This window comes from Candidatus Taylorbacteria bacterium, assembly GCA_039934295.1.
Lineage (GTDB): Bacteria > Patescibacteriota > Minisyncoccia > Phycocordibacterales > HO2-43-120 > HO2-43-120.
In genome coordinates this window covers 13874-23831 of record JBDTMN010000003.1, presented here as the reverse complement: position 1 = coordinate 23831, position 9958 = coordinate 13874, and the positions used below count along the sequence as shown (strand labels likewise).

Genomic DNA, 9958 nt, shown 5'->3' with positions numbered 1-9958 from the left:
TAAGAAATTCATATGAATTTCTGATTCCGTTTATTTTTCTACTTTTACCCTTTCTCCTGCTCCTATTTTATTTTTCTTTATCATTTATGATGAATAGTATTGGTTGGCAAAAAATATTTGGTACAATTGGAATATACATGAGCGCGATTATTCTTATAGTGAATGTTTTAATTTTTGCCAGGGATATTATACGATAATCTTTTAAATCTTTGAAGATATTTTATTTTAATCAACTGTCTAGGCGATACGGAAAAATCTTATTAGGTATAATTGCCGTACTAGTAATAGGTATTGTTGTTGTCTGGCTAGGAGGAAAATTAGCTAACAATTCTAAAATGGAAAAATCAGAGCCCATTCTTCCTTTTGATTATACTGCACCCGACACGAACAATGATGATTCCACAATAGATTATAGAAGCGGAAATAGCTCAGTCAATCCGGAGAAATTGACTGATGAGCAACAAGTATTAGTGGAAAAAACAAAAAATCTAGCAAACAAATATGGACCAAGCATGCGCATCGCGATTGGTTTGCTACGCAGTGCAAATATTGATGCGTTAATAGCTATGACTAATCCGCTTGCAATTCAAGAGAATGGCGATAGCGTCATTCGAAAAGCCTATCAGGATCGCTACATTCCATTTTTCACAGATTTCAAATCTATGAATGAGGACGACGGAGGCGTTTCTTTATATTTTCCGGATAAATACGCTGATGAAGGGGTGTTCTTTCAAGAAACTTTTGAGACACAAAACGGCAATAAAAAAACTTTCCTTATGGTTTTGACTGAAAAAGACTCAAAAATATATATAATGTCCATTGCACCAGGTAAAACCATTTCTGAGTATCATAAATAACAAAATTGCTTTTTTTGAGAAATTCATAACTATAAATGTATGAGAAAACGAATAATTATTTTTCTCGCAATTTTGCTCACAATTTCCTTGGTGATAATTATTTTATTTCGTTTATCTTTTATTCACAATGGGAGGGATTGGTTTGCTGATCAATCTAAAGAATATATTGCGAATTGCAATGACGTTAAAATTGGGGCATCTTTTGATGAAATAGCAAATATTATGGGAAAACCTGACCGCAACTTTACTGAGAATGGCGAAACTAAGTTACTTTATTTTACTGGAGGTATCAAAACTGAATTAGGAATAAGTTTCGAACTCATAGATAATGCTTTGGTCAAAAAAAATTGTATGGCGGACTGAACGTCGAAATAGCGTGGTCCGCCAGAATTTGCGATAATCAAACATTTATCTCAAATATTAAAAAGGAGAATGGTGACTGGTTCCATTTACTGACTGGCAAAAAAACTTTGGAATTTCACTTTGGCGGGACATGTTGCAAGTCAGTGTATAAGAGATATACTGTAACAATTACCAATTAGTCATTCTATTATGCCACTAGAAGGATATACACATTTTAAAGATATGGGTCAATTTGACCGACCAGAAGATGAACTCGAGACGCCGGTGAATATTGAAATAAAAAAAAGAGAGAGGGCGTTTAGTGCAGAGCAAGGGTTTCAAGAATTGCTTAAATTAAAAATAATTATTCGCGATTTACACTCAGAAGATGGGCCACTGCGTACATCGAACACTGCTGACTGGCCAGTTGATCTCATAAGGGATCCGAAAATGTATGCATATAGTAGTTTAGGCTTTGATTCTTCTTCCCAGAAGGAAATTCTTCCTGAAGAATTGAATACCGCACTTCAGCAAAAGCTCAAGGAGATAAAAATCGAATCAACAAAAACTATGGATAAGTATTTAGAGACAATTACCATATTCGAAAATGTTCACCAATCAAAAACCCTCAACTATGTAAAATACTTGCTCGAAGCATGCAAGGAATCATTGACGCAAGATGATTGGGAATCATATGGCCATTCAGCCACACAAGCACAAGCGACTTTGCGTGGAGTAGAGGGGCTGGTGAATTTGTGTTGTGGTAGCGGTGCTGAAACTGATGAGACAAGAAAAGCTCTCCGACTTGAAAAAGCAAAATAATCATTACGCTTTTCTATTTTTGTAAATGAAAAATCCCCAAATAAAATCTTGAGGGGATTTTTTAAACCCTAGTAAACTATGCAGTCTGCGGACGAGTCTGGATACCTGGGTCCGCCACCATTTATTGAAACATTATTTAAAAAAATTGTGACTAACCTCGTTTTTTCCCCAAAATAAAACGCACTTTCGAATGAAAAACAAAATTCAAATTATTGCAGAGGTGAAAACGCACTCGCCGTTTGGGTTTGTGTCAGAGAGTAGCTGGGATGAATTGTTTCAGGTTGCAAATGAGATAGGGGATATTATTTCAGTTCATACCGACCCGAGGTGGCATGGGTCATTCGAGCTTGTGAAGAAAGCGAAGTCCATGACCCTGAAGCCCATCTTGGCGAAGGGAATTCATGCGACGGATAGGGAAATTCAGGAAGCGATTTCCGCAGGCGCAGATTTCGTGTTGGTCGTGGGAAGAATTCCAAAAATTCATTTGAACAAGTGTCTAATCGAGCCCGACACTTTGTCGGAGCTCGAGCGACTGCCCGATACTCTCCGCGCCGTGTGGAACAGCAGGGATCTCAAAACTGGGGGTTTAAAAAAGGAAACATTTGAAGAAGCGCGGGCCGTTTTCCCCGGCTGGCTCTGTCAGGCAAGCAACATAAAAACAATACGAGACGTGAAGAAGGGCGCCCAAGCGGTTCTTGTTGGCACGCATCTTTTTGAATTTGCCGAATCTCTTCTCAATAGATAATAATTTCCGTATCACTTATTACTTATCGCTTATTACTTTTCGCTTATCGCTTATCTACTACCACTTAGCAAAATGACGCTATCGCGTCATTTTGCTAAGTGAGACGAAAGAAAAAATTTTGGCAGATTATGTCCTATGCCCTATGGCCAGAGACTAAAAGTCCAAAGAGTAAGTGGAAGCATGAGAAGCATACAAGTGGCTCCCAAAAGAGCAATGTTTTTGTTGAAATTGATTGCCTCAATCATTTTTCTGTCAGGGTCGGCGACGCTCCAGTAGCGGTGCATGGTGAATGTGACCGGAATGAGAAAGAGGATAATGAAAATGAGTGAGAGTCTGACATACACTCCCAAAATGACTCCCAAGCCCCCGAGGAAAATAAGCGCGCCCGAGCCGACAACAGCCAACATAGGCGAGGGCACTCCTTTTGAAGCTGAATATCCCGCCATCGCAGTCCGATTTTTAAAGTGACTAATGCCCATTTTCAAGAAAAAACCTCCGAAAAGTATCCGCCCGATGAGAAATAAGATGCTCATAGTTGCTAGTAATTAGTTATTAGTGATTTTAGTATATCAAGAAATGACCTAGGAAAACGTTCCGATGAATGTTATAACTTCCGTAGCGATTTGCTCCGGAGTCTTGTTGTCTGTCTCGAATTTTTTATGCAAATTGGGATAGTAAAAAGCTGATGGAGGAGTGAAATTGTGAGTCTTTTCGAGTCTTCCTACGCGCTCGGAGTCGGGTGCGTGAGCTTTAATTTCTTTTCTTTGAAGACTCTTTGCTCTCTCAATTCGAGTGATGAGTGGAGCAGACAATTCGGCAAAGATAACTGACCCTCCTCGCGATTCGTAGATGCTTTTATATCGGTCAATATTGATTTTACCTTTTTCCTTATCAAAATTCCAAACATAGGTAAAAATGAGATTGAATCCATTTTCTGCTGCTTCTTCAATAATTCTCGTGCGAAATTCACGGCTTAGCTTGTCTTCGATAGGAGTTCCAACACCGAACAGTTGCATGACACCGTCCATAATCATGTGGTTGTGGAACAGTTTGAAATCAGACTTTTCCTCGATAATTTTTCCAACAGTGGTTTTACCGACTGCGGGAGGGCCGAATAGTATGAGAAGCTTCATGAGTGTCTGTTTAAGAGCGCGTTTTTTATGGTTTCCGCGTCGGAGTATTCAAGTTCGAGGCCTGTGGAGAGTCCACGGCCGAGCTCGGATATTTTGAAAGCGTATTTTTCCGAAAGAGGTGTGAGACTTTTTTTCAGGAACATTTCGGTATTTTCTCCTTCCGGCGTGACATTCAGGGCAAGAATGACCTCTTTCAGCGTCTTGTTTTTTGCCCGAGCTTCAACAAGCGCGACAAGCTCACGAGAACGGATTTTTGATTCTGGCTCTTTTTCAAGGATGGGAATATTACCGCCCAACACAAAATATTTTCCTACGAAACTTCGACTTTTTTCAATATTTTCATAGTCCACGTCACGGCTTACAACAAGGAGCATTCCATTTTCCCGATTCTTGTCACGGCAGATAGAGCACTCATTGGATTGGATTTTACCGACAGGAAAGTACCGATAGCATGATTTGCAAATCTCAATCGTATCTTTTAGTTCTTGGATATTTTTGACCAAGAGATCTCGGTAAGCATTGGTCTGCGAAAGGAGAAAATACACAAAACGGCGCGCCTGCCGAGGCCCAATGCCGGGAAATTGTCTAAAAAGTTCGATGAGTTTGTTTAGACTGTCCATAGATTAAATAAATTCGAAGCACGAAATCCGAAATCCGAAAAATAGCTAAATTTAAAAAAACAAGGAGGATTTCATTATTTCTTCATTTTCATTTTTTGGATTTTTTCGAATTTCGCTATTCGAATTTCGTGCTTACTTAAAACGTATCATTCGACAATTCTCCAAATTCCGCTTTCTCGATGCTCAAGAATGTCGCTTTTTTATCGTCGAAATACAGCTCGACCGAGCCCGTCGGGCCATTTCGGTGCTTTTCGATGTGTATCTGCGCGATATTGGGCTTTCCGGAATTTTCGTTGTATTTATCTTCGCGGTGAATGAACATGACGACGTCGGCATCTTGTTCGATGGATCCCGAATCACGAAGGTCGGAAAGTTTCGGCCGACCCGACCCGCCCCTTTGTTCCACCGCGCGGGAGAGCTGGGAGAGAGCAAGGACGGGAACATCAAGTTCTCGCGCCATGTTTTTCAAAGACCTCGAAATTTCTGTAACCTGCTGGACGAGGTTGTCACTGTTTCTCGAATTCGTAGGCATCATGAGTTGAAGATAATCGACTACCACGAGCCCGAGACCTTTCTCTGCTTTCAGGCGTCTTGCCACCGAGCGCATCTTCAAAATGTTATTGCCGGGAAGGTCGTCAATGTAAATCGGCGCTTTGGAAAGTTTCTCGAGCGAGTCGCGGATTTTATCGAATTCAGACTCGATGTTGAGTTTCCCCGTGCGAAGCTTCCACGCGTCCACCCGGCTCTCCGCGGCAAGCATTCGGTCCACGAGCTGTTGCGAGCTCATCTCGAGAGAGAAGATACACACTGGAGTATTGTGTAAAATCGCTGTTTGTCTCGCAATGTCTAGGGCGAGCGAAGTCTTTCCCATACTAGGCCGTGCCGCAAGAATAATCAAATCGGATTTTTGAAAGCCCGCGAGCTTGTTGTCGAGCTCTTTGAATCCGGTAGGGATTCCCCGCATCTCGTCTTTCGATTTGTGCAGACGGTCAAGCCTCTCCCACGCTTCTCCGAGGGCGTCTTTCAAGGCGATGAATTTGTTTGCTCCGCTATAATTGGTGACTTCATAAATCTTTTTCTCGGCTTTTTCAAGAAGCTCTTCGAGGTCTGTTGCTTCATCGTAGCCCAAATAAGAAATGTAGTCGGAAGCCTCTATAAGATTGCGCATCATGTACTTGGTGCGGACGATGTCGGCGTAATGCTTTATGTTTGCCGAAGAGGGGACGAAGTTCACGAGCTCTCCGAGGTAGCTCGCTCCGCCGATGCTCTCGAGTCTCCCGTTTTCTCCCAATCGCGCAGACATGGAGAGAAGGTCAATCGGTATGCTTTTCTGGAAGAGATCGAACATTGTTTGAAATATGATGCGATGCTTTTCGGCGTAAAAACAACTGTCCTGAATGAAGTCAATAATTTCATTGATCGATTCAGGGCGCAACATAATCGAACCCAAAAGAGCTTTTTCGGAATCAATATTTTGAGGCGGAATTCGAAGAGGAGATTTTACATTTCTGTTCGCCATTCACGCATTTTAACACAGCCACGCGAGGTGCCACAATTTGGAAACCTTTATAAGCTGTGTGTAAGGTGGGGATAGGGGAAGCTGTTAGCTGTTAGGTGTTAGGTGTCAGCTTCCTGCCGATTCAAGCAAAGCTAAAAGCTAATAGCTAACAGCTTTTTTTTCTGCTACTATTTGTGATTATGCAAGTTGTAATACTAGCTGCGGGCAGAGGCACAAGGATGAATCATTTGACGGAAGGAACGCCGAAACCGATGCTCAAAATCGGTGATAAAAATTTGCTCGAGTACAAAATTGAAAGACTGCCCGATTCTGTAACGGAGATTATTTTTGTCATCGGCTACAAAGGAGACCAGATTCGAGCGCATTTTGGCGACTCGTTTCTAGGTAGAAAAATTCAATATGTTGTGCAGGAAAAATTGGAAGGAACGGGGAGGGCTTTATGGGAAGCAAAAAATCTGCTCCAGAAAAAATTTATGGTGATGAACGGAGATGATATATACGCGAAGGAAGATTTGGAAAAATGTCTTTTATACGACTGGGCATTGCTGGCAAAAAGGAGAAAATCGAAAAACGAGCAGGGAGCAAGAATTGTTTTAAATGCCGAAGGGAAGCTAAAAAATATCATCGAGGACAGCAATCAAACGACCGAAGACAGGAAGTTGAATCTCATTAATGCCGGCGTCTACGTGCTTTCTCGGCCCTTTTTTGAATATAAGCTCGTGAAGTTGCCCGGGCGGTCGGAATGGGGACTGCCACAAACTGTCGCACTTCTTGCGAAGAAGTTTCCTGTCCAAATTGTCGAAACTGATTTTTGGATTCCTGTAACTTCGCCCGCAGATCTTATTATTACCGAATCAATTTTGGTTTCGAGGAAGTAGCTTTCTTTTTCATTATCGAACCTTCTTCGACATCGATTACGGAAAATCCTAACGCCTCAATTTTTCCCCTCAACATATCGGCGTTTTTCCAATCTTTGTTTTTTCTGGCGAGCTCTCTTTCCTCTTTCAGCTTCTCGACATCTGACGGAAGAACCACTTCCTTACGCATCTCATTTTTTAAATTGAGTCCGAGCACCCTGTCGAAATCTTCGAGTGTGGCTTTTTTGTCTTCTGGCGCGATTGAGGTCGAAGAAATCAATTTTGGGATAAGCGCGATTGCTTCTGCGGTATTCATGTCGTCATTTATCGCTGTCTCAAATTTCTTTTGCAAATCAGCGTCAGCTTTTCCTTTTTTGATGGCTTGTAATGAAAGATAAAAATTAAGAATTTTTTCATAAAAAACCTGCGAGGCCTTGACCGCTTCCGCGCTCCACTCTATTCCTTTTCGGTAATGAGCGGTAAGCAACCAGAAGCGATAGGCGAGCGGACTAATATCGTGCTCATCTTGCATTTTTTTCAGGGTCAAAAAATTTTCCCCAGATTTCGCCATTTTTTTTACCTCGCCAGAGCTTTTGGCGACGGCCGGGCCCGATGTGACATTCAAGAAAGCATTGTGAAGCCAATAATGAGCGAGGGGCACACCATACGCGGCTTCTGATTGGGCAATCTCGTTGTTGTGGTGAACTGGAATATGGTCGATACCTCCAGTATGGATATCAAAAGGTTGACCAAAATAGTGACTAGACATGGCGGAGCACTCGATATGCCAACCGGGAAAACCCACGCCCCAAGGGCTCTCCCAGCCTAAGACGTTCTTATTGTTTGGAATAGTCCCAATTCCGTGCGTGCCGAATTTCCAAAGAGAAAAATCGGCAGGATTTTTCTTTTCCGGATTGACGGCAACTCGCGCGCCGGCTTTCTGTCCCTCGAGATTGATGTTGCCGAGCTTGCCGTAGGAAGGAAATTTGCCGGTGTCAAAATATATTCCATCCTTTGTTTTGTAGGCGAACCCTTTTTCTTCAAGTTTTTTCACGAGCTCAATATCTTCTTTGATGTGGTCGCTCGCAAACTCCAAGGTTTTCGGAATTTGAATGTTTAGTTTCGTAAGATCTTGCTTGAACGCTTCAGCATAAAAATCGGCAATCTCTCGCATCGCCACTAACGTGAAGGGTTTGCCTTCGCGCTTCAGGGCTTTCACCATTTTGTCATCACCGTCGTCTCCGTCTCCCGTGAGATGTCCGACGTCGGTTATGTTCATCACGTGTTTTACCTTGTTTCCGTTATATTCCAAAACTCTTCTCAAGGTGTCTGCAAAAACATACGAACGCAGATTGCCAATGTGCGCGAAGTTGTAGACGGTCGGCCCACAGGAGTACAAAGAAACCGCTCCTTTTTTTATTGGCGAGAATAGCTCTTTTTTTCCCGATAAAGTGTTGTGGAGATAGAGGGACATAGGGAAAGTGTAAAGTATGTCAAAGTATAACGCAAAACGTGTAACGTGTAACGTCTGAAAATATTCCTCCCTCTTACTATACGCGTTACCTGCCAAGCGCTCACTCCTTTCTTGCAAGTTTGACCCAACCGTAAGAGTGAGAATTTTCTTTTTTAAAGCCTTGCGCAGGGTGCCGTCTACAGGTGCCGATGCCTATCCCATCGGCACGAGCCGAGCGGAGTAAAAATTCAGCAGAATTTTATACGTGCTTTTAAAAAGAAAATTCGAACGATATTTGACCGCCAGACTTATTTTTGCAATAATGACGACATGAACCTATTTAAGCAGACACGGTATCTCATTATTTCGGTAGCGGTTTTGACCGGCGCCGCTTTTATGGGCGGGGTGTATGCTGGACATGCCAATTATTCCCCAATAGACTCCCTATTTTCACTATCAGGAAAACAAGCTCTTGCCTCCACCACTTCCGCTGATTTTGCGCCTTTTTGGAAAGTGTGGGACGTAATCAATGAGAAATATGTGACCCCGAACAAAGTCACCGACCAGGAAAAAGTCTGGGGAGCGATTTCCGGCTTGGCGAAATCTTTGGGAGACCCGTACACTGTTTTCATGCCACCCGAAGAGGCAAAATCTTTCGAGACCGAAATTAGCGGAAATTTTGAAGGAGTGGGAATGGAAGTCGGAATCCGAGACGAAATGCTCACCGTCATCGCTCCTCTGAAAGGCAACCCTGCTGAAAAAGCTGGAATAAAAGCTGGAGACAAAATTATCAAAATCGATGATACCGTCGCTTCGGACTTGAGCGTGGACAAAGCAGTGCTATTGATTCGGGGGCCGAAGGGAACAGCTGTGACGCTCACCCTTATCCGCGAAGGCAAGAGTGGCTCATTTGAGGTGAAAGTAATGCGGGATGTGATTACCATTCCAACGATTGATAAGGAATTGCGCAAGGACGGCATCTATGTGATACAGCTCTACAATTTCTCCGCAGTCTCGCCGAATTTGTTCAATAAGGCAATTTCTGATTTTGTTAAAACGAAAAGTAACAAGCTCATTCTTGATCTTCGGGGAAATCCCGGCGGATATTTGGATGCTTCGGTGGATATGGCAAGCTGGTTTGTGCCGAAAGGCAAGGTGATAGTGAGAGAAGATTTTGGCGGAAAGCAGGAAGAAAATATATACCGAAGCGACGGCAGGTACACGTTCGGGAACACATTCAAGATGATTGTGCTTGTCGATGAGGGTTCGGCTTCGGCCTCGGAGATTCTCGCAGGAGCGCTACAGGAACATGGCATTGCCAAGCTTGTAGGCACGAAAACGTTCGGCAAAGGCTCTGTGCAGGAGCTGGTCAAAATTACTCCCGACACAAATTTGAAGATTACGATTGCCAAGTGGCTTACCCCTAACGGAAAATCGATTTCAGAGGGAGGACTCACGCCGGACTATGAAGTGAAAATGTCTGAAGACGATATCAAGGCGGACAAAGATCTGCAGATGGATAAGGCGGTGGAACTATTGAAATAACAACACGATGCGAATATACGAATTGTGCGAATGATACGAATGAAATTTCTCATTCGCAGATTCGC

General features: G+C 42.8%; 11 protein-coding genes. 6 read left to right on the top strand and 5 right to left on the bottom strand.

The genetic code is table 11. From position 1 onward, the window contains the following. Nucleotides 1-335 precede the first annotated feature (335 nt). The 4 genes from ABI430_01190 (at nt 336) to ABI430_01175 (ending at nt 2766) form a co-directional block, all read left to right on the top strand. Complete coding sequence (locus ABI430_01190) at nt 336-857, top strand: hypothetical protein (GenBank protein ID MEO8637498.1); 522 nt, start codon at nt 336-338, stop codon at nt 855-857. Nucleotides 858-896: 39 nt separating this feature from the next. After that, entirely contained in the window at nt 897-1220 is a 324-nt protein-coding gene (locus ABI430_01185) for a hypothetical protein (protein ID MEO8637497.1), read from the top strand. 189 nt (nt 1221-1409) lie between these two features. After that, the gene (locus ABI430_01180; GenBank protein MEO8637496.1) at nt 1410-2021 is read left to right on the top strand and encodes a hypothetical protein; all 612 of its coding nucleotides are present in this window, start codon (nt 1410-1412) and stop codon (nt 2019-2021) included. A gap of 190 nt (nt 2022-2211) precedes the next feature. After that, complete coding sequence (locus tag ABI430_01175) at nt 2212-2766, top strand: hypothetical protein (protein ID MEO8637495.1); 555 nt, start codon at nt 2212-2214, stop codon at nt 2764-2766. Between the two features lie 140 nt (nt 2767-2906). On the opposite strand, the gene ABI430_01170 is transcribed toward ABI430_01175, so the two are convergent. From ABI430_01170 to dnaB, 4 genes are all read right to left on the bottom strand, one after another. Then, nucleotides 2907-3299, bottom strand: coding sequence for a DoxX family protein (locus ABI430_01170; GenBank protein MEO8637494.1), 393 nt, complete (start codon nt 3297-3299; stop codon nt 2907-2909). Between the two features lie 48 nt (nt 3300-3347). Continuing rightward, complete coding sequence (locus ABI430_01165; GenBank protein ID MEO8637493.1) at nt 3348-3899, bottom strand: shikimate kinase; 552 nt, start codon at nt 3897-3899, stop codon at nt 3348-3350. Then, complete coding sequence (locus ABI430_01160) at nt 3896-4519, bottom strand: toprim domain-containing protein (protein MEO8637492.1); 624 nt, start codon at nt 4517-4519, stop codon at nt 3896-3898. The genes ABI430_01165 and ABI430_01160 overlap by 4 nt, the downstream gene beginning before the upstream one ends. 136 nt (nt 4520-4655) lie before the next feature. Further along, on the bottom strand, nt 4656-6038 hold the full coding sequence (gene dnaB, locus ABI430_01155) for a replicative DNA helicase (protein MEO8637491.1): 1383 nt from the start codon (nt 6036-6038) through the stop codon (nt 4656-4658). 179 nt (nt 6039-6217) lie between these two features. On the opposite strand from dnaB, the gene ABI430_01150 reads away from it, so the two are divergent. Next, a complete protein-coding gene (locus tag ABI430_01150; GenBank protein ID MEO8637490.1) occupies nt 6218-6916 on the top strand; it encodes a sugar phosphate nucleotidyltransferase in 699 nt (232 codons plus the stop codon). On the opposite strand, the gene cysS is transcribed toward ABI430_01150, so the two are convergent. Next, nucleotides 6885-8369, bottom strand: a complete 1485-nt coding sequence (gene cysS, locus ABI430_01145; protein MEO8637489.1) for a cysteine--tRNA ligase — start codon at nt 8367-8369, stop codon at nt 6885-6887. The two genes, ABI430_01150 and cysS, sit on opposite strands and share 32 nt — an antisense overlap. Before the next feature lie 309 nt (nt 8370-8678). On the opposite strand from cysS, the gene ABI430_01140 reads away from it, so the two are divergent. Then, entirely contained in the window at nt 8679-9893 is a 1215-nt protein-coding gene (locus ABI430_01140; GenBank protein MEO8637488.1) for a S41 family peptidase, read from the top strand. Nucleotides 9894-9958 lie beyond the last annotated feature (65 nt).

Excerpts from the sequence above, each read along its gene's own strand:
- ABI430_01190 (MEO8637498.1), top strand. The coding sequence starts at position 336 with ATGGAAAAATCAGAGCCCATTCTTCCTTTTGATTATACTGCACCCGAC.
- ABI430_01185 (MEO8637497.1), top strand. The coding sequence starts at position 897 with ATGAGAAAACGAATAATTATTTTTCTCGCAATTTTGCTCACAATTTCC.
- ABI430_01180 (MEO8637496.1), top strand. The coding sequence starts at position 1,410 with ATGCCACTAGAAGGATATACACATTTTAAAGATATGGGTCAATTTGAC.
- ABI430_01175 (MEO8637495.1), top strand. The coding sequence starts at position 2,212 with ATGAAAAACAAAATTCAAATTATTGCAGAGGTGAAAACGCACTCGCCG.
- ABI430_01170 (MEO8637494.1), bottom strand. The coding sequence starts at position 3,299 with ATGAGCATCTTATTTCTCATCGGGCGGATACTTTTCGGAGGTTTTTTC.
- ABI430_01165 (MEO8637493.1), bottom strand. The coding sequence starts at position 3,899 with ATGAAGCTTCTCATACTATTCGGCCCTCCCGCAGTCGGTAAAACCACT.
- ABI430_01160 (MEO8637492.1), bottom strand. The coding sequence starts at position 4,519 with ATGGACAGTCTAAACAAACTCATCGAACTTTTTAGACAATTTCCCGGC.
- dnaB (MEO8637491.1), bottom strand. The coding sequence starts at position 6,038 with ATGGCGAACAGAAATGTAAAATCTCCTCTTCGAATTCCGCCTCAAAAT.
- ABI430_01150 (MEO8637490.1), top strand. The coding sequence starts at position 6,218 with ATGCAAGTTGTAATACTAGCTGCGGGCAGAGGCACAAGGATGAATCAT.
- cysS (MEO8637489.1), bottom strand. The coding sequence starts at position 8,369 with ATGTCCCTCTATCTCCACAACACTTTATCGGGAAAAAAAGAGCTATTC.
- ABI430_01140 (MEO8637488.1), top strand. The coding sequence starts at position 8,679 with ATGAACCTATTTAAGCAGACACGGTATCTCATTATTTCGGTAGCGGTT.